Annotated in this window: 24 protein-coding genes and 1 pseudogene; 16 read left to right on the top strand and 9 right to left on the bottom strand. The window is 68.2% G+C overall.

Features of this window, described 5'->3' with window-relative positions; all coding sequences use genetic code 11:
* Positions 1–45: 45 nt before the first annotated feature.
* Entirely contained in the window at positions 46–816 is a 771-nt protein-coding gene (ygiD, locus tag J7528_RS03745; protein ID WP_291871487.1) for a 4,5-DOPA dioxygenase extradiol, read from the top strand.
* 134 nt (positions 817–950) lie between these two features.
* Here the strand turns inward: ygiD and J7528_RS03750 are convergent, their stop codons facing one another.
* Positions 951–1631 (bottom strand): DJ-1/PfpI family protein, encoded by a 681-nt coding sequence (locus tag J7528_RS03750; RefSeq protein WP_291871489.1) that lies wholly within the window; start codon positions 1629–1631, stop codon positions 951–953.
* Positions 1632–1717: 86 nt separating this feature from the next.
* On the opposite strand from J7528_RS03750, the gene J7528_RS03755 reads away from it, so the two are divergent.
* The 3 genes from J7528_RS03755 (at position 1718) to J7528_RS03765 (ending at position 3268) form a co-directional block, all read left to right on the top strand.
* Positions 1718–2656: a GlxA family transcriptional regulator gene (locus J7528_RS03755; protein WP_291871490.1), complete on the top strand. Its 939-nt coding sequence runs from the start codon at positions 1718–1720 to the stop codon at positions 2654–2656.
* Positions 2657–2738: 82 nt separating this feature from the next.
* Complete coding sequence (locus J7528_RS03760) at positions 2739–2915, top strand: hypothetical protein (protein ID WP_291871492.1); 177 nt, start codon at positions 2739–2741, stop codon at positions 2913–2915.
* 95 nt (positions 2916–3010) lie between these two features.
* The gene (locus tag J7528_RS03765; protein WP_291871495.1) at positions 3011–3268 is read left to right on the top strand and encodes a hypothetical protein; all 258 of its coding nucleotides are present in this window, start codon (positions 3011–3013) and stop codon (positions 3266–3268) included.
* A gap of 114 nt (positions 3269–3382) precedes the next feature.
* Here the strand turns inward: J7528_RS03765 and J7528_RS03770 are convergent, their stop codons facing one another.
* The gene (locus tag J7528_RS03770; protein ID WP_291871496.1) at positions 3383–3937 is read right to left on the bottom strand and encodes a DUF1003 domain-containing protein; all 555 of its coding nucleotides are present in this window, start codon (positions 3935–3937) and stop codon (positions 3383–3385) included.
* A 115-nt stretch (positions 3938–4052) separates the two neighbouring features.
* Here J7528_RS03770 and J7528_RS03775 point away from each other — a divergent pair, with 115 nt between their 5' ends.
* Positions 4053–4232, top strand: a complete 180-nt coding sequence (locus tag J7528_RS03775) for a DUF1508 domain-containing protein (protein WP_291871498.1) — start codon at positions 4053–4055, stop codon at positions 4230–4232.
* A gap of 215 nt (positions 4233–4447) precedes the next feature.
* On the top strand, positions 4448–5278 hold the full coding sequence (locus tag J7528_RS03780) for an SDR family oxidoreductase (protein WP_291871500.1): 831 nt from the start codon (positions 4448–4450) through the stop codon (positions 5276–5278).
* Here J7528_RS03780 and J7528_RS03785 read toward each other — a convergent pair.
* The 3 genes from J7528_RS03785 to J7528_RS03795 all read right to left on the bottom strand — a co-directional run bounded on the left by J7528_RS03785 (position 5238) and on the right by J7528_RS03795 (position 8377).
* Positions 5238–6386: a cell wall hydrolase gene (locus J7528_RS03785; RefSeq protein WP_291871502.1), complete on the bottom strand. Its 1149-nt coding sequence runs from the start codon at positions 6384–6386 to the stop codon at positions 5238–5240. The two genes, J7528_RS03780 and J7528_RS03785, sit on opposite strands and share 41 nt — an antisense overlap.
* Before the next feature lie 612 nt (positions 6387–6998).
* Positions 6999–8012: a hypothetical protein gene (locus J7528_RS03790; protein ID WP_291871504.1), complete on the bottom strand. Its 1014-nt coding sequence runs from the start codon at positions 8010–8012 to the stop codon at positions 6999–7001.
* A 35-nt stretch (positions 8013–8047) separates the two neighbouring features.
* Positions 8048–8377 (bottom strand): PadR family transcriptional regulator, encoded by a 330-nt coding sequence (locus J7528_RS03795; protein ID WP_291871506.1) that lies wholly within the window; start codon positions 8375–8377, stop codon positions 8048–8050.
* A gap of 154 nt (positions 8378–8531) precedes the next feature.
* On the opposite strand from J7528_RS03795, the gene J7528_RS03800 reads away from it, so the two are divergent.
* From J7528_RS03800 to J7528_RS03810, 3 genes and pseudogenes are all read left to right on the top strand, one after another.
* Complete coding sequence (locus tag J7528_RS03800; protein WP_291871508.1) at positions 8532–8726, top strand: hypothetical protein; 195 nt, start codon at positions 8532–8534, stop codon at positions 8724–8726.
* The gene (locus J7528_RS03805) at positions 8720–8908 is read left to right on the top strand and encodes a hypothetical protein (protein ID WP_291871510.1); all 189 of its coding nucleotides are present in this window, start codon (positions 8720–8722) and stop codon (positions 8906–8908) included. The genes J7528_RS03800 and J7528_RS03805 overlap by 7 nt, the downstream gene beginning before the upstream one ends.
* Positions 8901–8990 (top strand): annotated as a pseudogene (locus J7528_RS03810) (hypothetical protein); the annotation flags it as partial. The gene J7528_RS03805 and the pseudogene J7528_RS03810, both read left to right, overlap by 8 nt.
* A 54-nt stretch (positions 8991–9044) precedes the next feature.
* Here the strand turns inward: J7528_RS03810 and J7528_RS03815 are convergent.
* Together J7528_RS03815 and J7528_RS03820 are read right to left on the bottom strand one after the other, a co-directional pair.
* The gene (locus J7528_RS03815; RefSeq protein WP_291871512.1) at positions 9045–9878 is read right to left on the bottom strand and encodes an SDR family oxidoreductase; all 834 of its coding nucleotides are present in this window, start codon (positions 9876–9878) and stop codon (positions 9045–9047) included.
* A 14-nt stretch (positions 9879–9892) separates the two neighbouring features.
* Positions 9893–10633 (bottom strand): SDR family oxidoreductase, encoded by a 741-nt coding sequence (locus tag J7528_RS03820; protein ID WP_291871513.1) that lies wholly within the window; start codon positions 10631–10633, stop codon positions 9893–9895.
* 123 nt (positions 10634–10756) lie between these two features.
* On the opposite strand from J7528_RS03820, the gene J7528_RS03825 reads away from it, so the two are divergent.
* The 6 genes from J7528_RS03825 to uvrB all read left to right on the top strand — a co-directional run bounded on the left by J7528_RS03825 (position 10757) and on the right by uvrB (position 20308).
* The gene (locus J7528_RS03825; RefSeq protein WP_291871514.1) at positions 10757–11620 is read left to right on the top strand and encodes a LysR family transcriptional regulator; all 864 of its coding nucleotides are present in this window, start codon (positions 10757–10759) and stop codon (positions 11618–11620) included.
* Between the two features lie 11 nt (positions 11621–11631).
* Positions 11632–12069 carry a DUF1810 domain-containing protein gene (locus tag J7528_RS03830; RefSeq protein WP_291871515.1) on the top strand — a complete coding sequence of 146 codons (438 nt, stop codon included), beginning with the start codon at positions 11632–11634 and terminating at the stop codon, positions 12067–12069.
* 179 nt (positions 12070–12248) lie between these two features.
* Positions 12249–15119 carry a TonB-dependent receptor gene (locus J7528_RS03835; RefSeq protein ID WP_291871516.1) on the top strand — a complete coding sequence of 957 codons (2871 nt, stop codon included), beginning with the start codon at positions 12249–12251 and terminating at the stop codon, positions 15117–15119.
* Positions 15120–15189: 70 nt separating this feature from the next.
* Positions 15190–16749, top strand: coding sequence for a hypothetical protein (locus tag J7528_RS03840; RefSeq protein WP_291871517.1), 1560 nt, complete (start codon positions 15190–15192; stop codon positions 16747–16749).
* Entirely contained in the window at positions 16749–17981 is a 1233-nt protein-coding gene (locus J7528_RS03845; protein ID WP_291871518.1) for a hypothetical protein, read from the top strand. Before J7528_RS03840 ends, J7528_RS03845 begins: the two co-directional genes overlap by 1 nt.
* Before the next feature lie 68 nt (positions 17982–18049).
* Positions 18050–20308, top strand: coding sequence for an excinuclease ABC subunit UvrB (gene uvrB / locus J7528_RS03850; protein ID WP_291871519.1), 2259 nt, complete (start codon positions 18050–18052; stop codon positions 20306–20308).
* Between the two features lie 155 nt (positions 20309–20463).
* Here the strand turns inward: uvrB and J7528_RS03855 are convergent, their stop codons facing one another.
* Entirely contained in the window at positions 20464–21081 is a 618-nt protein-coding gene (locus J7528_RS03855; protein ID WP_291871521.1) for a DUF1349 domain-containing protein, read from the bottom strand.
* 178 nt (positions 21082–21259) lie between these two features.
* Here J7528_RS03855 and J7528_RS03860 point away from each other — a divergent pair, with 178 nt between their 5' ends.
* A complete protein-coding gene (locus J7528_RS03860) occupies positions 21260–21979 on the top strand; it encodes a hypothetical protein (protein ID WP_291871523.1) in 720 nt (239 codons plus the stop codon).
* Between the two features lie 18 nt (positions 21980–21997).
* On the opposite strand, the gene J7528_RS03865 is transcribed toward J7528_RS03860, so the two are convergent.
* A complete protein-coding gene (locus tag J7528_RS03865; RefSeq protein ID WP_291871525.1) occupies positions 21998–22849 on the bottom strand; it encodes a hypothetical protein in 852 nt (283 codons plus the stop codon).
* Positions 22850–23476: the final 627 nt, after the last annotated feature.

Here is a 23476-nt window from a genome sequence, read left to right on the forward strand (position 1 = left end):
CGCGGCCACTATCTGTAACTTCTACTGTTTCCGATAGGTCATCTCATGTCTCGCATGCCCGTTCTGTTCGTCGGCCACGGCTCGCCGATGAATGCCATCGAGGACAATGCCTGGAACCGCGACTGGGCGCGGCTGGGCGTCGAGCTGCCGCGCCCCAAGGCGGTGCTGATGATCAGCGCCCACTGGGAGACGCGCGGCGCCTCGGCGGTCAGCGCCTCGACGGCGCCGGAGACCATCCACGACTTCGGCGGCTTCCCGCAGGCGCTGTTCGACGTGCAGTACCGCGCGCCGGGCGATCCGGCCTTGGCGGAGCGGGTGGCGGCGCTGCTGTCGCCCGATCCGGTTGTGCAGCACCCGACGCGCGGGCTCGATCACGGCGCGTGGGGCGTCTTGAAGCCGATGTATCCGGATGCGGATGTGCCGGTGGTGCAGCTGAGCCTGGATCGTGGCCGCTCGGACCGCTGGCACTACGATGCCGGCCGTCGCCTGGCGCCGCTGCGGGACGAAGGCGTCCTGATCATGGGCAGCGGCGACATCGTCCATAACCTGCGGGCGGCCGACTTCCGGCGGCCCGAGGCGCCGGCCTGGGCGGATCGGTTCAACGAACGTGCGAAGGCGCTGATCGTGGCAGGCGATCATGATCCGCTGATCGACTGGCGCAGCCTGGGTCCGGATGCGGAGATCTCGATCAACAGCGCCGAGCACTACCTGCCGCTGCTTTATGTGCTGGGGGCGCAGGAGGTCGGGGAAGCCGTGAGCTTCTTCAACGACGATGTGTTCGCCGCGATTTCGATGACCGGCGTTCAAATCGGCTGACCTCTAAAACAAGCTCGTCATCCCGGCCGCAGCGAAGCGGAGAGCCGGGACCCAGGGGCAGCCGCACTGCGCTTGGCCCCTGGGTCCCGGGTCGGCTACGCCGCCCGGGATGACGAGAGTTTTTCGCACCTAGACTACATAACCTCAGCCGCCTTCTTCGCCGCCGCCTCCCGCGCCTCCATCCCCTTCCCGTAAATCCCAGACACCCGCCGCAGCACCGCCTCCGGCGCCGTCTCCGGCCTTCCTGCGTTGAACGGCGGATCTGGGGCATACTCGACCGCCAGCTGGATGCTCTGCGCCATGTCGTCCCCCGCCAGCTCGGCCACGACCGTCAGCGCGAAGTCGATCCCCGCCGTCACGCCACCGCCGGTGATGTAGCGCCCATCCCGCGCCACCCGCGACGGATCCGGGATCGCGCCGAACAGCGCCAGCTGATCCCGCCACGCCCAGTGGCACGCGGCCCGCTTGCCCTTCAGCAGCCCCGCCGCGCCCAGCACCAGTGAGCCGGTGCAGACGGACGTCACGTACCGCGCCCCGTCCGCCAGCCGCCGGATCTCGGCGATGAAGTCATGATCGGCCATCGCTTCGGTGGTCCCGAAGCCGCCCGGCACCAGCAGCACGTCGCACGCCTCGATGTCCGACAGCTTGGGCAGCCGCGCGAACACCAGGCCATCGGCCTTGATCTCACCGCCGTGCAGGCTGGCCACCGTCACCTTGGCGCCCGGCAGGCGGCACAGGATCTGGTGCGGGCCGGTAAAGTCCAGGTGCGTCACGCCGGGAAACAGGGCGATCACGATTTGTAGCGGCTGGCTCATGCGATGGTCTCCGTCACATTGACCGAGCGAACATGGTTCAGTTAGCTTCTGTCTGAAATGACATAGTTCCCACGGAAACAGCCACGGTGCGTGCAATAGGCTTCCTGGTCTATCCCGGCTTCCAGCTGCTGGACGCCACCGGCCCCATCGCCGCCTTCGAGATCGCCGGCCGCCTGTCGCCTGGCGCCTACAGCCTGCACTTCCTGTCGCTGAACGGCGGGCTGACGCCCAGCACCTCGGGTGTCGTCATCCAGACCACCGCCCTGGCCGACGCCCCGCGCCTGGACACCCTGGTGATCTCCGGCGGTGACGGCGTGAAGGTCCCGGCCACCTGCGCCCAGACCCTGGCCTTCGTGCGCGAGGCCGGGCGGCTGTCACGGCGCGTGGCCAGCGTCTGCTCTGGGACCTACGTCCTGGCCGAGGCGGGCCTCTTGGACGGCAAGCGCGCCACCACCCACTGGAGCCGGACCAAGGACTTTCAGCGCCGCTATCCCAACATCCGCCTGGAGCCCGACCGCATCTTCATCCAGGACGGCGCGGTCTGGAGCTCGGCCGGCATCACCGCCGGCATCGACCTGGCGCTCGCCTTGATCGGCGCCGACGAGGGCGAGGCCGTCGCCCGCCGCACGGCCCAGCAGCTGGTGGTCTATCACCACCGTCCGGGCGGCCAGTCGCAGCATTCGGCCCTGATCGACCTGCGCCCCGGCCGCTTCGACGCCCTGCTGTCCTGGGCCCGCCAGAACCTGGCCGAGAGCCTCAGCGTCGAGCAGCTGGCCGACCGCGCCGCCATGAGTCCCCGCAACTTCGCCCGCCTGTTTTCCCAGGAAACCGGCGTCACCCCCGCCAAAGCCGTCGAGCGCCTGCGCGTCGAGGCCGCCCGCGCCCTGCTCGACAGCGGCCCGCTGCAGGTCGAGGACGTGGCGCTGGAGACCGGCTTTGGCGATAGCGAGCGCATGCGCCGGGCCTTCATCCGCGCCTATGGCCAGCCGCCCCAGGCCTTGCGACGCGCTTCGAAAGCAAGCTGAAACACGGCGACATCGGCCGGCAACACGGCGCGCGGACGGTATCCGGGTCGGGGGACATCAACCTTGCAATCCGGAGTTCTCAATGACCGTTGCGAAGATGCTGGGCGCCTCGGCCCTGGTCGCCGCCGCCCTGACCCTCGCCGTCCCCGCCAGCGCCGCCCCCTATCACCACGGCAAGCCGCACAAGGTGAAGGTCTGTAAGTGGGAGCGCCATCACGGTCACAAGACCAAGGTCTGCCACTGGGTGACCCGCCGCTAAAACTACAGCTGGGCCGTACATTTCGGACATAGTTTTGCAACGACCGGCAAGGATCGTGGTTACCGATCGAGGGACCATCGATCCTTGGAGGACAAATGTCCGTCATGAAACTGCTGAGCGTCGCGGTCATCGCGGCCTCGGCCCTGGTGGTCAGCGTTCCCGCTGCCGCCGACGCCCACGACCGTCGTGACCGTTATGATCGGTACGACCGTCACGACCGCTATGACCGGGGCCGCTATGATCGCGTGCGTTACGATCGCGGCCGCCACCACCGCGGCCACAAGGTCAAGACCTGCCACCGCGAGTGGCGTCACGGCCACCGCGAGCGGGTGTGTTACTGGACCTGGCGGTAGCCGCTAAAACTGTCATCCCGGACAAGCGCGCAGCGCGCCGATCCGGGACCGCCAGAAGCTCAGCGTTTCCGGCGGTCCCGGCTCTCCGCTTCGCTGCGGCCGGGATGACAGACCTTAGCCCCGCTCCGCCCGCAGCCGCGCCACCTCGTCCTGCAGCACCGACAGCCGCTCGGCGTGCTCGCGGCACAGGACCATCAGCTCCTCGCTGCGCAGGGCGTCCAGCTTGTCGATGACCCGCATGATCTCCAGCTCGGCGCGTAGGTTGACGGCGTAGTCGTGCTCGGCGGTCTGGCGATCCTTCGCCGCCTGGCGGTTCTGGCTCATCATGATCACCGGCGCCTGGATGGCCGCCAGGGTCGAGAGCAACAGGTTCAGGAAGATGAAGGGATAGGGGTCGAAGGCGTGCTTGAACGGGGCCAGGACCAGGTTCAGCCCCATCCACAGGAACAGCGCCGCGCCAAACCCGCCGATGAAGCCCCACGAGCCGCCGATCGCCGCCACCCGGTCGGCCAGCCGCGTCCAGAAGGTGCTGCCACCCTCCTCGTCCGGCTCGTCGGACGGTTCCTCGTGCAGGATCAGGTCGATGACCCGCTTCTGCACGTCCGGAAGCTGCGCATAGGGCTGGTTCAGCAGATCCTTGGACAGCTGGTCGAGGCGTTCCTGGCTCATCGGGGACTCACAGCGGACATCACACAGTCGAGATTGACAGGGTCCTGTCTGGAAGGCGACGGTTCGCTTTGTCGGGTGGGGCCGACTTCACGTTCCTTCGTAAGGGAGAAGACCGATGGCCCATAAGTTTCTGATCAAGAAGAACAAGGCGGGCGAGTTCGTCGCCTACTTCACCTACAACGGCGAGAGCATCTTCTGGACCGAGGGCTATTCGTCCAAGGCCTCGGCCAAGAACGCCATCGAGTCGATCAAGAAGAACGGCCCGGACGCCGAGGTCGACGACCAGACGGACTAAATCACCCTCTCCCAGAGGGAGAGGGAGGGACCCGGGCGAAGCTCGGGAGGGTGAGGGGTTTCAACGCCAGCCGGCTTGCCCCCTCGCCGACCCGCTGCGCCCTCCTGGACAAGCGCTGTAACCCCTCACCCTCCCACCGCTTCGCGGCGGGCCCCGCCCTCTCCCTATGGGAGAGGGTTTCTTATTGACCCCCGCCCCCTCCAGGTCTCTGATCATTGATAACAATGATAAGGGAGGGGACCGCCATGGCCGCCAACGGCCGGAAATCCATCTTCATCACCGGGGCCGCCAGCGGCATCGGCCTGGCCTGCGCCAAGCGCTTCGCGCGGGCCGGCTGGTTCATCGGGCTGTCGGACATCGACAAGGTCGGCCTGTCGGCGGCGCGCGAGGCCATCGGCCCCGACAACGCTTCGGTCCACCCGCTGGACGTCCGCGACCGCGAGGGCTGGGCCAACGCCCTGGGCGAGTTCGGCAAGGAAACCGGCGGCAAGGCCGACATCATCCTGAACAACGCCGGCGTCGCCCGGTTCGGGGTGCTGGAGGACCTGTCGGACGCCGACTGCGACATCCAGATCGACGTCAACATCAAGGGCGTGATCAACGGCGCCCGCGCGGGCCTGCCGCTGCTGAAGAGCGCCGGCGGCCGGCTGATCAACATCGCCTCGTGCGCGGGCCTGTACGGCTCGCCCAAGCTGGCGGTCTATTCGGCCACCAAGTTCGCGGTGCGCGGTCTCTCCGAAGCCCTCGATGTCGAGTACGCCCACCACGGGGTCAGCGTCGCCTGCGTCATGCCGTGGTTCGTCGAGACGCCGATCCTGAACGCGGGCGCGTCAGGTACGAACGAGCAGATGGCCGACGCCCTGCGCGCCGGCGGCCTGGAGGTCTATCCGGTCGAGGACGCCGCCCAGGTGGTCTGGGAGGCCGCGCACGGCAAGGCGCTGCACTACTTCGTGGGCAAGCGGGCGAAACAGATGCGCTTCGCCAGCAGCCACATGCCCAATGCCGTTAGGAAGCGGCTCCGCTCGCAGCCCCTACTGTCGTCTTGAGGCCGTCCAGCGGACGGTCGGACGTCGGCACCAGAGCCTTGACCGGGGTGGCCTGGGTCTTGGGCGCCGTAGCGATCGGGGCCGAGGCCGGCTCGGTCACCTGCGCGCCGACCGGGCCGCCCATGCCGGGGGCCGTCGATGCGGGCTCAAGGCGACCCAGCGCGCTGGCGGCATAGACCACCGGCGGGCGGCCGTCAGCCGTCAGGCTGGCGATCTCGGACGGGGCGATGTCGTCGACGGTCGGCAGGTGCGAAGGCGTAAAGCTGGAAGCCGCGCCGTGGCGGCCGAAGCGATAGAAGATGTGCATGCCGACCTGGGCGACGCGCAGCAGGCGCGGGCCCCAGCCGGGCGAGACATTGATCGTGTGGAAGTGCGTGGCCGAGCCGACCGCGCTGGAGACCTCGCCCGCCAGGGTGCGCGAGGCGACCTTGCGGGCGCGCGACCAGGCGCCGATGTCGCGGGCGCGGCGCATGGAGCCGTCGCAGGCGAAGCTGAACTGGCAGCCCGTGCGGTTATAGGCGCCCTGGAACACCACGCCGCAGATCGACTTCGGGAAGGCCGGGTGACGCACGCGGTTCATGACCACCTGGGCCACGGCCGCCTGGCCGCTAGGGGTCTCGCCACGGGCTTCGTAATAGACGGCGTCGGCCAGGCATTCCAGCTCGCGCGAGCTCTCCAAGGCATTGCGCAGTTGGAACGGACCGGCGAGGCCCGGGTTGAATGCAGAGCCGAAGCTGGCGCGCAGCATCAGCGGGCCGGTGCGGCCGGTCTGGCCCGGACGCAGGTTCGCGCCTTCCAGGCGCGCGGTCAGCATGGCCGACTGGCGGTCGCGCTGATCGTCGAGAGCGGCGAACAGATAAGGATCGTGACGCTTGGCCACGGCGAGCGCGCCGGGGTCCATACGCGTAGACGCGCTGAGCATGGCCGCGTCCGAGAAATCCCCGGAGGCGCCTTCCGCCAATCGGGCGACGCGGGCGTGGGTAGAGGCCGATTGAGCCAGGCCACCCAGAAGGTAAACGCCGCCCAGGGCCAGACCCGTGATGGATCCGACCAATACGGCGCCGACCAGCCCGCGCGCGTCCGCGCGCGTCTGCGACTTGATATACAAAACTAGCGTCCTGCGCGGCGAGGGCGCTGCGGCCCCCCGACAAATTCGCTCCGAAACCCCCGTAAAATCACTGGCGGGGAACCCATCGAAGCGGAGGATCGGCCGTATCACGCTGTGGCCAAGATCCTGCTTGATGCGGCTTATGACGTATCCATGAACGACTCGCAAGCACTTGCCGCACTGCAACATGGCTCGTGCGCCTAGAAGTCGCACAGTCAAATTGTTAACGCCTTGAATCGTAGCGAAAAGCTCGACGACTGCGATCGGCGTTTTTTTGTGGATCAAAAACCCTTGTCCCGCCTCTGCTCGGACTTTCGCCACGTAACTTCGGCGGCGCCGCATCGATACTCGACGACGACATAAACCTTAACAATCTTGCTTAATTGGGCGCGGGGATTGGGCGAGTTCCGGACGAACCAACCACTCTCTCGCCACACCCCTCCCCCCGCCTTCCTAGGCCTTGTGCCTAGGACCCATGCTTCCGCTTGCGATGGAAAGATCGAGAGCGCGACCACGCATGCGGCGCGCTCCCGGAACTTCAGAACCCGGCCCCGCCATGGGTCCTAGGCACAAGGCCTAGGAAGGCATGAGGGAGAGAACGCGAGGTGAGGACTACTTCCCCCTCACCAGGCGCCAGCCGTCGACGAACAGCTTGGTCACGTTGATGGCCACGGCGACCACGATGGCGATCTGAAAGCCCATGTCGAACACGCGCTGCAGCTCGGCGAACTCGGGCGCCGGCTGCCCGTCCGCGATGAGGGTGATGATCGGCTGGGCATGCCAGAGGACCGCGCTCAGCGCCAGGCCGGCCAGGGCGCACAGGATCTCGGTCGCCGCCCGCGCCCGCACCCAGCCCGGCTTCACCACCAGGATCAGCGCCGACAGGGCTTGCAGGACCGCCAGGCCCAGGATCGGCCAGCGCAGGGAGAGAACCACAGGACTGAAGGTGATCCAGGCGCCGTCGGGCGCGTGCACCAGCCGCTCCATCGGGAACGGCAGGCCGCCCGACAGCCACGCGATGAACAGGACCATCACCGCCAGCTCGAACACGCCTTCGAAGCGGCTCTTGGCGAACCAGCCCTTGCCGCCCGTCCAGCCCGACCAGCTGGAGCCGCCCAGCCAATCCATGCCTTCAGGCACGCGCGGCAGCTCGCTGACCTTCCAGTTGGCGAGGTCGCCGACCTTGAGCCAGCCGCGCTCGAACGCCGCCGCCACAACGGTGGCCATGCCGACCGTGGTCAAGGCGCTGGAGATGAAGTCCGACAGGATGCCGCTGATCCGGTGCCCCTCGTCGTGGCCCGTGATCATCACGATCACCGCCGGGACGACCGTGGCGACCGCGACGATAGCCAGCAGCACCTTCACCGCCAGCAGCCAGAACGGATAGATCTCGGGCCCGATCAGGGCGCGGTGCGGGCCGTAACGGCCGGCCACGGCGATCGGGTGACCGATCTCGCGCAGCAGGGCCTCCATATCCGCCTTGCCGAGCGGGCGGCCCAGGGCCTCTTCCTTCTCCTCGACGCGGTTCAGGATCAGGTCGCGCAGCTCGGCGACGATGTCCTGGCGCGAGCTCTTCGGCAGCAAGGCCGCGACGGCGGCGAGATAACGATCGATCAGATCGCTCATGGTCTTGTCCCCTTGGAAATTGGAAGGCCGCGCGGTCACAGCAGCGGCTCGAGGGCGGCGTTGATCGCGCGCCATTCGTCGGCGAGGCGGGCCAGCACCGCCCGGCCCTCCGCCGACAGCTGGTAGAAACGCTTCTTGCGCCTGTCTTCCTCGCGCCATTCGCTGGCCAGCAGCCCCTGGCTCTCCAGCCGGCGCAGCATGGGATAGAGCGCGCCTTCGTCGATCTCGACACCCACCGTCGAGAGCGCCTGGCGCAGGCTGTAGCCGTAGCGCTCCTCCCGCAGCTGGGCCAGGACGGCCAGGATCAGCGTCCCCCGCCGCAGCTCCAGGCGGAGCGATTCAAAGATGTCCGTATCGGTTGGCATTGGGTGTGTGTCGCATAGTGTGTGGCACATGGTGTGCGATACACACTGTATGTCACACAGTATGATTAGGAGTCAACCGACGGAACGCCGTTCGCCTTCGCGCTCTTTCTGCCGTGAACAAGACGGAGGTTTTCGGGATGCCCAAGGAACGTCAATGTTAGGCGACCAGGACGCCCAGGCCACGGTGGCGGTGAAGGACCTGAAGGTCGCGCGGCCGTTCTACGAAGAGGTGCTGGGCCTCAAGCCCCTGCCCTCCGACCAGCCCAGCGTCCAGGCCTTCCAGGCCGGCCAGTCGCTGGTGCTGGTCTACGAGTCCAGTTCGCCGGCGGCAACAAGGCCACGGTGCTGACCTGGGCGCTGGGCGAGACCTTCGACGCGGCGGTCGAGCTGCTGCGCGGCCGGGGCGTCAAGTTCGAACGCTACGACCTGCCGGGCATGGGCCACGATGGCGACGTGCACGTGGCGGGGGACATGCGGGTCGTGTGGTTCAAGGACCCGGACGGGAACATTCTGAGCCTGGGGAATTACTAGTTCTCTCTCAAAACCAGCGCGTCATCCCGGCCGCAGCGAAGCGGAGAGCCGGGACCCAGGGGCCACTGCGTTGCGACTGCCCTGGGTCCCGGATCGGCTACGCCGTCCGGGATGACGAGGTTGGTTTGAGGTAGTTTTAGCGAACCGCCACCTTCAACAAATCCTGCAGCCCCACCCGCCAGAACAGCTCCGCCCGCACCCGGTCCGCCACGCCGTTGACGATCTCGGCCCCGTCCTGCGAGGGGTCGATGTGCACTCGGAACGGACGCTTCCCGAACGGCGTGTCCACGACCCGCGCGATGGCTTTCGCCACCTCGCCCGCGTCGGCATCGGCCGGCTCCAGGGCGGCCAGGCCGTTCAGCGCGGCTTCGGCGACGCCGGCATAGGGGCCGTCCATGTAGGCGCCGGCCACCGCCTCATCGGCCGGCTTGCCCGAGTGGGCGAAGTGGTTGGTGCCCTTGGTGAAGGCCCCCGGCACGATGATCGAGGTCTCGATCCCCCAGCGAGTCAGCTCGCTGGCATACGAGACGGCCAGGCTGTCCATCGCCGCCTTGGCCGCGAAGTACGGGGCCAGGAACGGCGGGGTCCCGCCACGGGTCGAGCTGGACGACACCCAGACCAGCAGGCCCTTGCCCTGCTTGCGCAGGACCGGCAGGGCGGCGCGGTTGACCCGCTGGGTCGAAAGCACATTGACGTCGAAGAGCTGCGTGTACTGCTCGGGCGTGAAAGCCTCGGCGGGCCCGAAGCTCATGTGGCCGGCATTGTGGACGATGACGTCCAGCTCGACCGTGCGCAGGTCGACGGCGTGTTCCTTGGCGTAGTCGGCGGCGGCGGCGACCTGCGGCGCGTTGCGGCCCGTGGTCTCGCGCATCGAGGCGTAGACGGTGTGGCCGGCGCCGGCCAGCTCGCGGGCGGTCAGCGCGCCGAAGCCCGAGGAGGCGCCGGTGACGAGGATGACTTGCTTGCTCATGACGATGCTCCTTCTCAGATGATGCCGCCGTTGACGCGCAGGGTCTGGCCGTTGACCCAGGCGCCGTCCGGACCGGCCAGGAAGGCGATGGTCGAGGCAATGTCTTCAGGCTGCCCCAAGCGCTCCAGAGGAGCGGCCTTGGACAGGCGCTCGACCACCTCGGCGGGCTTGCCGTCCAGGAACAACTTGGTCGCCGTGGGTCCGGGCGCGATCGCGTTCACCGTGATGCCGCGCCCGCGCAGCTCCTTGGTCAGGATGGCGCTCATGGTCTCGACCGCGGCCTTGGTGGCGGCATAGACGCCGTAGTTCACCGGCAGCAGGCCCACGACGCTGGACGAGATGTTGATAATCCGGCCGCCGTCGCGCAGGCGGCGGGACGCCTCGCGCAGGGTGTTGAAGACGCCCTTCAGGTTCACCGCGATCGTCTGGTCGAACAGGGCGTCGTCGGTGTCGGCCAGGCTGGCCAGCTTCATGATCCCGGCATTGTTGACCAGCACGTCGACGCCGCCGAAGGCCGCCTCGGCATGGTCGAACAGGCGGCGCACCGCGGCCGGGTCGCTGACATCGGCCTGGGCGGTGATGGCCTTGCCGCCGGCCGCCTCGATCTCGCGGACCGTGGCTTCGGCGGGCGCGGCGTTGCCGGCGTAGTTGACGATGACGGTGAAGCCGTCGCGGGCCAGGCGCTTAGCCGTCTCCGCGCCGATGCCGCCCGAGGCGCCGGTCACCAGCGCCACCTTCTGAGTTTGTTGGGTCATGGTTGGTCTCCTTCGATGGAGGGACCATGCGCCTTCGCCCGGATTGAATAATTCAGGCAAACACGACATGACTATTCGCATTGCCGAATAATAGGAGCGCGGGCGGTGGATCGGTTCGAGGCGATGCGTCTGTTCACGCGGATCGTGGAGCGGCGCAGCTTCACCCAGGCCGCCGCCGACCTCGACCTGCCCCGCTCGACCGCCACCGAGGCCGTGCAGCAGCTGGAGGCGCGGCTGGGCGTGCGGCTGCTCCAGCGCACCACCCGCCAGGTCAGCCCCACCCTGGACGGCGAGGCCTATTACCAGCGCTGCCTGCGCTTGCTGGACGAGCTGGAGGAAGCCGAGGGCGCGTTCCGCCAGCGCACGCCGACCGGCCTGCTGCGGGTCGACGTGCAGGGCGCCTTGGCGCGGCGCTTCGTGCTGCCGGGCCTGCCCGATTTCCTGGCCGCCTATCCCGAACTCCGCATCCAGATGACCGAGGGCGACCGCCTGGTCGATCTGGTGCGCGAAGGCGTCGACTGCGTGCTGCGGATCGGCGACCTCTCCGACAGCGCCATGGTCGGCCGCCGCGTGGCGCTGCTGCCCGAGGTCACCTGCGCGGCCCCAGCCTATCTGGAACGCCGGGGCGTCCCGACGCTGGAGACGCTGCAGGACCACCGCATGGTCGGTTTCCTGCAGGCCGGGACCGGACACCCTTACCCGCTGGAGCTGACGATCGACGGCAAGGCCCGCGAGATCGCCGTACCCGCCGACGTCATCGTCAACTCGGCCGAGAACACCGTCGCCATGGGCCTGCTGGGCCTGGGCCTGATCCAGGTCCCCCGCTACCGCGTCGAGGACCAGCTGGCCGACGGGACGCTGGTCGAGGTGCTGACCCAGCATCCACCCACCCCGACGCCGGTGTCCCTGCTCTATCCACGCAGCCGACAGCTGTCCCCGCGCGTTCGAGTGTTCATCGACTGGGCGGCGAAACGCTTCGCGGCCTGAGGGAGACCGCCATGGGTCACGCCGCGCCACGCCCTCCCAACCCGTTGGGCCGCTTCGTCGACGCCCAGGCCAATACCTATGACACCGCCCTGGCCGAGCTGCGGCGCGGCCAGAAGACCAGCCACTGGATGTGGTTCGTCTTCCCGCAGATCGCCGGCCTGGGCCGCAGCCCGACCGCCCGGCTCTACGCCATAACCGACCTGGCCGAGGCCCGCGCCTACCTGGCCCACCCCGTGCTGGGCCCGCGCCTGGTCGAAGCCGTCGAGGCCCTGCTGGCCCTGCCCGGCCGCGACGCCCACGCCGTCTTCGGCACGCCGGACGACTTGAAGCTGCGGTCGAGCCTGACGCTGTTCCAGGCCGCCGATCCCGGCGAGCCGGTGTTCGGACAGGCGCTGGAGAAGTATTTCGCCGGGCGCGAGGATCTGCTGACGCTGGAAAAGCTGAGCTAGGCCGCCCGCCCAAGGCCTGGGCAGTCATCGACTGCGCCCTAGCCGCCCGCGCCGCGCTTCGAACCTTGGCAAAACTTTCAACGCCTACGCGCTTGCCCAGATAACAGCGTTCGCTCTAAAGCAGCGCTGTCAATGTCTGGGCGAAACGGGTCGGGGTGACCTTTCTGAGACGAACTCTATTGGCGGTCTTGTACGCTTGCGCCCTGATCGCGCCCTTTGCGACAGAGGGGGCGGCTGCAGCCGAGCGCGCCACGACCATCGTCCTGCCCGCCCAGCCGCTGAGCCGGGCGCTGGGCGAGCTGGGTCGCCAGACCGGCGTCGACGTCCTGGCCTCGCCCGCCGTGGTCGGCAATCGCCGCGCTCCCGCCGTGCGTGCCCGGCTGACGCCCGGCCAGGCGCTGGAGCGGCTGCTGGCCGACTCGGGCCTGACCTATGAACTGGCCGAGCCCGGCGTCTATGTGGTGCGCGTGCGCCCCAACGCGCCGGCCGAGAAGCCCGAACCGCCGACCGCCCTGCCCGAGCTGCTGATCGTCGGGGTGCGCAGCCAGAACGTCGACCAGCCACGCGATCCCGACGACATCCAGCCCTATCAGGTCTTCGAGCGCAGCACGCTGCGCGGCGCCCAGAGCCTGTCGGCCGACGACTTCCTCCAGACCTGGCTGACGGCCAATACCTACAGCTACCAGTCGGTGCCCGGGCGCCAGCGCGGCCTGCCGCCCTCGCGCTCGAACTTCGCGTTCCGCAACCCCAGCGCCCAGGGCGCCACCCTGGTGCTGGTGGACGGGCGGCGCATGCCCGCCGTAGCGCTCAGCAACCAGATGACCCAGGCCGACGTCGCCCCCATTCCCCTGGCCGCGATTGGCCGCATCGAGAGCCTGGGCTCCAGCAGCGGCGCGCTCTACGGCCTGGGCGCGGTCAATGGCGTGGTCAATCTGGTGCTGGACCGCGACTATAACGGCGCCGAGGTCGCCGCCACCTACGGCGCCGGAAAGAAGGGCGACGGCGAATACGGCCGATTCGACGCGCGCCTGGGCTGGAGCTCCAAGGACGGCGGCACGGCGATGATGATCCGCTACGGCCAGCGTCGCTACAACGGCGTCACCGTCGGCGACCGGGTCGAGGCCTATGCGCCGCTCGACGGATCCCAGCGCAAGGTCGGCCAGACCTACAACTACCCGTCGGGAAACGGCGTCACGCTGTACGGCGTCAGCGGCCCCTTCACCGTCGCCGGCGTCTCGATGCTGAAAAGCTACATCCCGGCCGACTACGACGGCAGGGAGCCGATCGAGGCGGTGCTGATCCGCAATGCCGGCCTGTCCGCGCCGGGCCTGGCGCCGGCCCACCGGAACGCGCAGCTCACGACCGACAGCCGCTCCGACGCGGTCCTGGCCAATCTGCGCCAGCGGCTGTGGCCCGGCGCCGAGGCCTATGTCGACTACATCTACCTGGCCAGCCACGACGCGTATTTCGCGCCCTATGGCGCCTTCTCCACGCGGCTGACGCCGGGCCAGGGCGCGGGAGCGAGGTTTTCGGGATCGGGGCCTATCGAGCTGGTCGCGCCCACGCCCTACAGCGCCGGGACCACCGACACCCGGACGATCTCGCGCCGCGTCACCGTGGGCCTGGTGTTCGACCTGCCGGCGCGCTGGCGCGGCGGCGTCGACTACGCCGTGGGCAGCGCCCGCTATCGCGGGCTGGCCGACGATCTGGCCTTCCCGTACGAAGCCCCGCAGAACGTCGCCGCCGGGACGACGCCGGACGGCCGGGCCGCGCCCAATCCCTTCGGCGACCAGGCCAAGTTCATGGCGGATCTGGCGCTCTACAAGGTCAAGCCCGCGTCGGCCGAGCCATACAACTCCACCCGGCTGGAGGACATATCGCTACGCGCCTCGGGACCGATCGCGCGGCTCAAGGGGCAGGATCTGACGCTGTCCCTGACCGCCCAGCAACTCTGGGAGGGCATCCCCCATATCCCGGGCGCCGCCAGCTTCCATCTCTCGACGCGCTCTCGCTCGCTGTTCGGCGAGCTTCGCGCGCCGCTGGAGGACGTCTTGGGGGTGCGAGGCCTGGAGCTGCAGGCGGCGGCGCGACATCAGACCGGCCGGATCCGCTTCGTCTATGGCGGGTTCGCCAAGGTGCGAAAGTCCGCCGGTCTCTATCTGATCGGCCTGAAGGCCGAACCCGTCCGGGGCCTGATCCTGCGCGGCGCCTTCGCCTCGGGGGCTCAGCTGCCCGATCCGGCGATGTACATGAACCTGCGGGGGACCGACGGCAGCAACCTGATCGACCCCAAGCGCGACCCGAACCGCCCCATCTCGGCCGACGGCTGGTTCTGGAGCGTCAGTGGCGGCGCGCCGGATCTCAAGCCGGACCAGATCCGGACCTATTCAGCGGGCGTGGTGCTGAGCTCGCCGCTAGTCCCGCGCACCCGGCTGTCGGTCGACTACACCCGCATCGAGGGCCACGACCTGCTGGTCCAGGTCCATCGCGGCTCGGACTTCTACATCCTCAACGAGGACCGCCTTCCCGGAACCGTCATCCGCGCCCCGCTGACCGACGCCGACCGCGCCAGGGGCTATACCGGCGGCAAGATCCTGGAGGTGCGCGACCTCAATGAGAACAGCGGCTCCAGCCTGATCCAGGCCGTGGACATGACCGCCCAGCACGACCTCGACCTGGCCGGCGGCCGCCTCAGCCTGAGCGCCACCGCGACCTGGCAGCCGACCCTGCTGTCGCGCAACGCGCCCGACAACTGGCTGGGCAAACGCACGCCCGACGGCGGCGCGCCCGACTGGCGCGGGGCGGCCGGGGTGCGCTGGTCAACCGCGAACTTCTCGGCCTCGGCCACGGCCCGCTACGTCGCCGCCAATATTCCGACCTCGCTCGTGGCCCGCTCGACGGTGGACCTGGCCTTGGGCTGGAGCCTGCCGCGTCCGCTCGGCGCCTCGGAGACCGAGCTAAGGCTGGGCGTGCGCAACCTGTTCGATCGCTGGTCGATCGACGATCCGCTCAAGCGCCGGCTGGAGGCGACCCTCATCGCTCGCTTCTAGAGCGTAAGGCTTTGCGGCCGCGACGGTGACGCTATCAAGGTCGCCCTGCGTCGAGTCTTGTGGGGAAGGCATGCGTATCGGGTGGGCGGTCGCTCTGGCTGCGACCGTGTCGGTGATCTGCAGCGGGGCGGCCGGGCCTGCCGCCGCCAGCACCGCCGCGAGCCGCGCCCAGGTCGCCGCCAAGCTGACCCCGCACACGCCCTGGACTCCGCCGCCCGACGCCATGACCGCCCCGCTAAAGGCGGCGCTGGAGAAGCTGAAGGCCGACGACTATCCGGGCGTCTACGCCCTGGCCAAGCCCTATACCGAGCGGCCCGACTTCGAGACCCTGCCAGAGACCGTGCGTCACCTGGCCTGGCACCTGGTCGGGCTGGGCGCCTGGCAGACCGACCGTGGGCCCGAGGCCCACAAGGCCTTCAAGACCTCGTCCAAGCTGGCCGGAGCGATCGGTTGGGACTGGCTCTACCGGTCCTACACCGCCGCGAATGACAAAGATCCGCACGACGCGGTCTACGCCTTCACGACCATGCTCGAGACCGATCCGGAGCCGCTGGCCCAGGTCGACGACGCCTTCATCGGCGAGCTGCGTCGCCAGGCGCTGGAGCTGCCGCGCGGCGAGCAGCGGCTGATGGCCCTGGCCGACGACCTGCTGGACGTCGACTGGAAGCCGCGCGACGCCACGGGCGACTGGAGCGACTTCTGGCTGGAGCACGCCGCCCGGCTGCTGGATCGCGGCGACGTGGCCCGGGCCGGCAAGACGATGGCGCGGGTGACCTCCCCCGACGCCCTGGCCTCGGCCCGCGCCGACCGCCGCTTCGCCCCGCTGCTGCGCCAGGATCCCGCCCGCTTCGACGTGGCCAAGGCCCATGCCGCCCGGCTGGCGGCGACCCGCGCCCGCATGGCCGAGAAGCCCCGCTCCGTCGGCGCGGTCAACGCCTACGCCCTGGCATTGTTCGGCATGGGCCGCGCCGCCGAGGTCGTGACGGTGACGCAGGCCGCGCTCGAGCGTCGCCTCGACAGCTGGGACGACGCCAAGGACCGCCCCTGGCTGCTCGACATCCAGGCCCGCGCGCTGCGGGACCTCGGCCGCTTCGACGACGCGCTGGTCGCCTGGCGCATGGCGACCCGGCCCGAGATCGGCGGTGGGGTCAGCCAGGAGCTGAACCTGGCCGACGCCCTGCTGGAGCTGGACCGTCCGGCCGAGACCCTGACCATCGTCGGCGGGGTTAAGCCCGACAAGATCAGCGCCTTTGGCCGCATGGTCGCCGCCAACCTGTCGGCCTGCGCCAACGCCCAGCTGGGCGACCGCGCCGGGGTCGAACGCGCCTTCGCCGCCCTAGCCGCCGACCGCGACGCCATTCCGTTCCTGGAGATGAGCGGCCATCTGTGCGCCGGCGACCAGGACGGCGCGGCCGCCGTGCTGATCGCCCTGCTCAAGGATCCCGAGACCCGGCTGGAAGCCCTGGCCGACGCCCAGGACTATCCGGAAGAGGCCGTTACCGCTCCGTTCCGCCGCGCCCAGCTGGCCCGCCGCCGCGCGCTCTACGCCCGCCCCGACGTCCGCGCCGCCATCGCCGCCGTCGCCGCCGTCGGCCGCGTCGAGCGCCAGCCCTATCCGGCGGTCTACTGATGCGCCGCCTGCTGCCTGCCCTCACGGCGGCTCTGACGCTCGCCACGCCGGCCATGGCCCAGCGCTTCGCCGACGTACCGCTGGAGCTCACCCGCCCCGCCGACTCCGTGGCCCAGGTCGAGCGCGAGGTCCGAGCCGGCAGCCCGATCAGCGCCTTCGACCACCAGCAAATCCACGACCTGTGGCAGGCCCTGGCCGACGACGACGCCCTGCGCCTGCGGCTGCTGAACGCCCTGGCGACGCTGAACTTCGGCTCCGTCGACCCGATCGACGACGAGGACGCGTTCTGGGAGGACCAGGCTCGGCTGCTGGTCGACAGCGGCGCCGCGCCCCGGACCGTGCTGGCCGCCCTCAAGCGCCTGGTCGGCGTCGACGAGCAGCTGGGCGCGGCCCTGTCGCCCCGCTTCGCCCCCGCCCGCCGGCTGGACGAGGCCTGGTTCGAGCCCACCGCCATCGTCATGCGCGCCTTCACCCGCGCCGACCGGCTGGCGGTCAAGGAGACCGACCGCCTGGCCCTGGTCACCCTGCGCGCCGACCTCTTGGAGCGCCTGGGCCGTCCCGCCGAGGCCCTGGCCCTGGTCGACAAGGCCCTGCTGCGGGTCGAGGTCTCGCCGCAGACCTTCGCCGATACGGACGGCGCCCTGCTGAACCTGCGCGCCGAGCGGGCCTTCAGCCTGTGGCAGCTGGGCCGCTTCGACGAGGCCATCGCCGAGGACCGCGCCATCGTAAAGGCGGCCCGTCCCGGCGAAAGCTACGACGGCTGGGCGGACAACATGCTGATCGGCCACCTCGCCGGCAGCGGCCGCGCCCAGGAAGCCCTGAAGGCGATGGACTACTTCCTCTATCGCCCCAACGGCAATCTGGGCGACTGGGTCGTGGCGCGGTCTGTCTGCGTCAATGTCCAGCTGGGCCGGCTGACCGCCGCCCGCCGCGACCTGAAGGACCTGAAGGGCGAGGCCCTGCCCGCCCGCACCTACGCCCTGCTGTGCCTGGACGACCTGGACGCCGCCGCCGCCAGCTACCGCGCCCGACTGGCCGATCCCGACGCCGCGCCCTGGGCGGTCCTGGCCCTGTCCGCCCGCGCCCGGCCCAAGGTGGTCGCCCCCTGGGACGCCACGCTGCTGGACCGCCAGGCCGAGGTCGCCGCCCGCGCCGACATCCAGGCCGCCCTGGTCAAGGCCGGCGGCGCGCGGCGCTCCCCGCTCGTCCCGTCGGGCGGCGAGAACTGGTGACAGACTGCTGCCACTCCCCGTCAGCAGACCCCCTAGCCGAGACCCGCGCGCGTCCCTAACTTGGGGCCATGCCTTCTTCCGATAACAGCGGCGTCTCGGACGTCTCCACGCCCTTCGTCATGGACACTGTCGGCGACGTGGCCGCCGGCGTCATGCCCATGCTCTGGACCCCGCACCGCCCCGAGCGGCCGGAGAAGTCCGAAGGCGGCAAGAAGTTCAAGCTGGTCTCCGACTACCAGCCCGCCGGCGACCAGCCGACCGCCATCGCCGAGCTGGTCGAGGGCATCAAGAACCGCGACCAGGACCAGGTGCTGCTGGGCGTCACCGGCTCGGGCAAGACCTTCACCATGGCCCAGGTCATCGAGCGCACCCAGCGCCCGGCCCTGATCCTGGCCCCGAACAAGACCCTGGCCGCCCAGCTCTACAGCGAGATGAAGGGGTTCTTCCCCGACAACGCGGTCGAGTACTTCGTCAGCTACTACGACTACTACCAGCCGGAAGCCTACGTGCCCCGGACCGACACCTTCATCGAGAAGGACAGCTCGATCAACGAGCAGATCGACCGCATGCGCCACTCGGCCACCCGGGCGATCCTGGAGCGCGACGACGTCATCGTCGTGGCCTCGGTCAGCTGCATCTACGGCATTGGCTCGGTCGAGACCTACACCGCCATGACCTTCACCCTGACGGTCGGCGACAAGGTCAACGAGAAGCAGCTGATCGCCGACCTGGTGGCCCAGCAGTACAAGCGCAACGACCAGGCCTTCGAGCGCGGCACGTTCCGCCGCCGGGGCGACACCATCGAGATCTTCCCCGCCCACTACGAGGACCGCGCCTGGCGCGTGACCATGTTCGGCGACGAGGTCGAGGCGATCAGCGAGTTCGACACCCTGACCGGCAAGAAGACGTCGGAGCTGGAGACCATCAAGGTCTACGCCAACAGCCACCACGTCACCCCGCGCCCGACCCTGCGCCAGGCGATCATCGCCATCCGCCAGGAGCTGAAGGAGCGGCTGGAGTGGCTGGTCGCCAACGGCAAGCTGCTGGAGGCCCAGCGCCTGGAGCAGCGCACGACCTTTGACCTCGAGATGATCGAGACCACCGGCTCGTGCGCCGGCATCGAGAACTACAGCCGCTACCTGTCGGGCCGCCGGCCGGGCGAGCCGCCGCCGACCTTCTTCGAATACATCCCCGACAACGCCCTGCTGTTCACCGACGAGAGCCACCAGACGGTTCCGCAGATCGGCGCCATGTACAAGGGCGACCGCAACCGCAAATGGACCCTGGCCGAGTACGGCTTCCGCCTGCCCTCGGCGCTGGATAACCGCCCCCTCAAGTTCGAGGAGTGGGACGCCATGCGGCCCCAGTCGGTGCACGTTTCCGCCACCCCGGCCGACTGGGAGCTGGAGCGGGCCGGCGGCGTCTTCGCCGAGCAGGTCATCCGCCCCACCGGCCTGATCGACCCGCCGGTCGAGGTGCGCCCGGTCTCCAAGGACGGCGCCAGCCAGGTCGACGACGTGGTCGACGAGATCCGCCAGACCATCAAGAAGGGCTACCGCACCCTGGTCACCGTGCTGACCAAGAAGATGGCCGAGGACCTGTCGGAGTACCTGAACGAGCAGGGCATCAAGGTCCGCTACATGCACTCCGACATCGATACGCTGGAGCGCATCGAGATCATCCGCGAGCTGCGGATGGGCAATATCGACGTCCTGGTCGGCATCAACCTGCTGCGCGAGGGCCTGGACATCCCCGAGTGCGGCTTCGTGGCCATTCTCGACGCCGACAAGGAAGGTTTCCTGCGCTCGGAGACCAGCCTGATCCAGACCATCGGCCGGGCCGCGCGGAACGTCGACGGCAAGGTCATCCTCTATGCCGACCGGATCACCGGCAGCATGGAGCGGGCCATGGCCGAGACCGCCCGCCGCCGCGAGAAGCAGCACGCCTATAACCTCGAGCACGGCATCACGCCCGAGAGCGTCAAGCGCGACATCAAGGACATCCTCAACAGCCCCTACGAGCGCGGCGACCGCGTGCTGGTGCCGATGGGCATGTCCGAAACCGACGACCGCCCGTTCAGCGGCGACAACTTCAAGGCCGCGCTCAAGGACCTGGAAGCCAAGATGCGCGAGGCCGCCGCGAACCTCGAGTTCGAGACGGCCGCGCGGCTGCGCGATGAGATCAAGCGGATGAAGCTGATGGATCTCGAGTTCGCCAATGAGGTGCTGTCGGCGACGGGGGACGAGGTGGATCGGTCCGCGCCGAAGCGGATTCGGGCGGAGATCCGGGCGGAGAAGGCGGAAGAGTTCCGGAAGAAGCGGAAATAGCTCAGCAGAGCGCCCCCTCCGTCACGTCGCCTATCGGCGCCGCGCCACCTCCCCCGCAAGCGGGGCAGGAGGGTGAAGCTTCCTCCTCCCTCGTGAAACGGGGGAGGTGGATCGCTGCGGATACGCAGCGAGACGGAGGGGGCGCTCTCCGCCGCCTACGCCCCCTTGATCTCCACCTTCGAGATCCGCGCCGAAAACCCCTTCCCCAACGGCGCCGCCGCCACTACGCCAACCTCCACACTCTCGCCCATCGGCAGATACCCGTACCGATCCACCACCCACTCCCCATCCCCGAACGCATGCGAGCAGATCACCGTCTGCCCCTGCCGCGCCACCCGCACCCGGACGGCCTTCCCCGTCGCGACCTCGAACGCCGTCCCGTCCGACCAGTCCCGCGTGAACACGCTGGCCACGTGCGGCTTGCCCTTCAGCCACTCCACCCCGTGCTTCATCCAGGTCGCGGCGTCGACGCGCAGCATCAGGCCGGTCTGGTCGGCGTCGGCGGCGTAGTCGCCGTCCAGCACGGCGGTCAGCACGAAGTCGCCCGCCTGCCGGCGGAAGAAGAAGTGGCCGCTGTCGACCACCGGCCCGCCGACCGTCTTGCGCCAGAAGTCCGAGCCCGGCTCGGCCGCGCAAGCCAGGGTCCCGTCCCGCCACGTCCAGCTTTTCGGTGCGTTCAGCCAGCGCCAGTCGTCAGCGGCGAAGGCCGCGCCTGGCACGGCAAGCGCGGCGGCGGCCAGCAGCAAGGATCGGCGGTCGGTAGCGAGGGTCATCAAAGCGGCTCCGGACAATTCGAGGCCGTCCCAGCTATTGGCATTCCAGCGTTCGGTAAAGCGCAGTGGTCTTATCTTCGCGTTCTGGTGGAGCTGCCCAAAAAAACGCGGAAAGTCAGAACCCTCCCCTTCCCCCGCAACTCGCTGTAGTCAGGATCCAGGGACAAGGACCGACCGCATGAGCGAGAACGCCGGAACCGGCATGGCCGACAAGCTGGCCGGGGTGCTGATCACCGCCGGCCTGGTGGGCTGCGGCTTCGCGGGGCTGGCCCTGGTCCAGACCTGGTTCGAGCAGCGCGACGCGGCCATTCTGCGCACCATCCCCGACGTGCTGGTGACCTGGCGCGAGGGCGGCGACACCTTCCTGCCGATGATGCTGATCGCCATCGCCCCGCTGATCCTGCTGCCCGGCGCCTTCGGCCTCAGCCGCGGCATGCCGCCGGTCACCCGCCGCGCCCGCTGGATGCTGGTCGCCGTCACCGCCGCCCTAGTCGCGACCGGCGTCGCCTGGGGCGGCATCGCCGGCCGCCAGGAAGTCGGCGTCGCCACCCCGTTCGGCGCGGCCTGGCTCTATGACGGCAAGGCCCGCGAGCACTGGTCCTGGGGCACGGCGACCAGCGTCGGCATCGGCTGCACCAACCAGAAGGACGAGACCACCGGCAAGGTCGAGCCCAAGCTCAACTACGACGTGGCCTTCCCGAGCGGGCGCGAGGCGAACCTGGCGCGCGAGACGGGGGACATGAAGACCCTGACGGCGCGGCTGGCGGTGATCGATGCGAACCTCCGCGCACGCGGCGTGGCGCGGTTCGTCAGCACGGACGCCGGGTGCGTGGCGTACTACGGGCGGGGGTTGGCGGAGGCGGATGTGGTGAGGCTGCGGGGGGTGTTGGGGCGGTGAGGGACCGTGGGTTTGCGACTACGGATTATTCAGCCCTACTTTTTTTGGCGTTGATTTTAGCTCAATAACTTGCGGCTTACCGTCCAGCCCCGGCATTTCAATCTTCTGATCACGATCGAAATAGTCGACGATGGACTCAACACACTTAATCATCGCGTGATAACTATCCACGCGTAGTTCATCAGCAATTTCTCGAGACTGACTTATCATTGCATCGAGGGAAGTGAATTCGGCCTTCACCAAAGCCTCTTTATCTTTGTCAGCCGATCCTACTACAGCTGTCCCTTCGTTGCTCTCCACCTTTAGCAATGACATCGCTTGGGTCCGTAACGCACGGTACATTGTTAGCATTTCAATAAGTGAATTGAAGCGGTCATCGAGATCGATGATCATATTTGAAAATTCGTAACCCCCTACGCGTTTAGCCCTGTAAAGTTCGTCTCCGGAAATATTTATCCTACTGGGATAATTCGCATAACCTTGCAACGCCGCAGAGACGAACTGCGCCTTTCCTTCTTTGTGAAGCGTCATCGCCACATCTGCATCACCAACGTAACCACTGGTGAAAGTGTAGGATTTATTGACTACTCGGAAGAGTGAGACCATCGCGATGTCATCGCGCTCTCGCTCATCATCGCTCTTTTGTTTGCGAGTAACAGCGGCTGCGACCTTCGCGCCGACGTAAGCACCGACCAATGCGCCAATGAGACCGATCCCACCCGTGACGAAATCAGCTGCATAGTCGTGCTTATCATCGGGTAATTTCTCGACGATGACTTTGATAGGCTGCACAGCGGTGAGCGTCGTCGGCAACGGGGCCTTCGAAACAATCGCTGCTTGAGCTTTAACCGGAGGCGTGGGCGTCGTCATTTTAGCAAGCTAAGCCATACATGCGCGCCCGTGAACCACGTTAGGTGGAGGTTGCGAGCGCCGGCTTTGGCGCGAATGTCTATAAAGGTCGAAAGCCGACCTCCAAGGTCGGCACCCACCTTACATCTCTCGAAGGCTGCAGCGTGCTGACCTGAACGGGTTGGTCAAGGACCGCCCTCCGGGCGGCCGCCACGCGGCGGCGCTGCGCGCCGTCCTTGAGCAACCCGTTCAGGTCAGCGACCGTCTCGCCGTGAGATGAAAGGAAACGCCTCTCCCCAGAGAGGAGAGAGGCGCACTTGCCGTAAGGACCTAGAGGGGAACTGAGCCCCACCTAGCTCGTGTGGCAGGACGGCGAGCACCAGTAGCAACCATTCGATTGCGGATAGTAGGCCTTCGCCGCTACCACCGCGCTCGCACAGCCATAGTGCTCACCAACATACTGAAGATTTTGCGCGCTCGGCAGATACGAGCAGTCCGACTTGTGGACCTCGTGATCACCGTTCGACTGAGCATTCTTGTTAACGTAGTAGCTCGACATATTGCCATTCCTTCAACCTTCGCAAACCCTTGTTGCGTAAGGCCTAGAACGACTTGAGGGTTGACAAAGCGAGCCTCCAGGAGTCTTCT

The organism is Caulobacter sp. (assembly GCF_017744445.1).
Lineage (GTDB): Bacteria > Pseudomonadota > Alphaproteobacteria > Caulobacterales > Caulobacteraceae > Caulobacter.

Coding starts and splice junctions, on each gene's coding strand:
- J7528_RS03845 (WP_291871518.1), top strand. CDS start 16,749: ATGCGCCGCCTGCTGCCTGCCCTCACGGCGGCTCTGACGCTCGCCACG.
- J7528_RS03825 (WP_291871514.1), top strand. CDS start 10,757: ATGCGTCTGTTCACGCGGATCGTGGAGCGGCGCAGCTTCACCCAGGCC.
- J7528_RS03855 (WP_291871521.1), bottom strand. CDS start 21,081: ATGACCCTCGCTACCGACCGCCGATCCTTGCTGCTGGCCGCCGCCGCG.
- J7528_RS03800 (WP_291871508.1), top strand. CDS start 8,532: ATGTTAGGCGACCAGGACGCCCAGGCCACGGTGGCGGTGAAGGACCTG.
- ygiD (WP_291871487.1), top strand. CDS start 46: ATGTCTCGCATGCCCGTTCTGTTCGTCGGCCACGGCTCGCCGATGAAT.
- J7528_RS03750 (WP_291871489.1), bottom strand. CDS start 1,631: ATGAGCCAGCCGCTACAAATCGTGATCGCCCTGTTTCCCGGCGTGACG.
- J7528_RS03865 (WP_291871525.1), bottom strand. CDS start 22,849: ATGACGACGCCCACGCCTCCGGTTAAAGCTCAAGCAGCGATTGTTTCG.
- J7528_RS03840 (WP_291871517.1), top strand. CDS start 15,190: ATGCGTATCGGGTGGGCGGTCGCTCTGGCTGCGACCGTGTCGGTGATC.
- J7528_RS03820 (WP_291871513.1), bottom strand. CDS start 10,633: ATGACCCAACAAACTCAGAAGGTGGCGCTGGTGACCGGCGCCTCGGGC.
- J7528_RS03770 (WP_291871496.1), bottom strand. CDS start 3,937: ATGAGCCAGGAACGCCTCGACCAGCTGTCCAAGGATCTGCTGAACCAG.
- J7528_RS03765 (WP_291871495.1), top strand. CDS start 3,011: ATGTCCGTCATGAAACTGCTGAGCGTCGCGGTCATCGCGGCCTCGGCC.
- J7528_RS03790 (WP_291871504.1), bottom strand. CDS start 8,012: ATGAGCGATCTGATCGATCGTTATCTCGCCGCCGTCGCGGCCTTGCTG.
- J7528_RS03860 (WP_291871523.1), top strand. CDS start 21,260: ATGAGCGAGAACGCCGGAACCGGCATGGCCGACAAGCTGGCCGGGGTG.
- J7528_RS03775 (WP_291871498.1), top strand. CDS start 4,053: ATGGCCCATAAGTTTCTGATCAAGAAGAACAAGGCGGGCGAGTTCGTC.
- J7528_RS03815 (WP_291871512.1), bottom strand. CDS start 9,878: ATGAGCAAGCAAGTCATCCTCGTCACCGGCGCCTCCTCGGGCTTCGGC.
- J7528_RS03795 (WP_291871506.1), bottom strand. CDS start 8,377: ATGCCAACCGATACGGACATCTTTGAATCGCTCCGCCTGGAGCTGCGG.
- uvrB (WP_291871519.1), top strand. CDS start 18,050: ATGCCTTCTTCCGATAACAGCGGCGTCTCGGACGTCTCCACGCCCTTC.
- J7528_RS03830 (WP_291871515.1), top strand. CDS start 11,632: ATGGGTCACGCCGCGCCACGCCCTCCCAACCCGTTGGGCCGCTTCGTC.
- J7528_RS03760 (WP_291871492.1), top strand. CDS start 2,739: ATGACCGTTGCGAAGATGCTGGGCGCCTCGGCCCTGGTCGCCGCCGCC.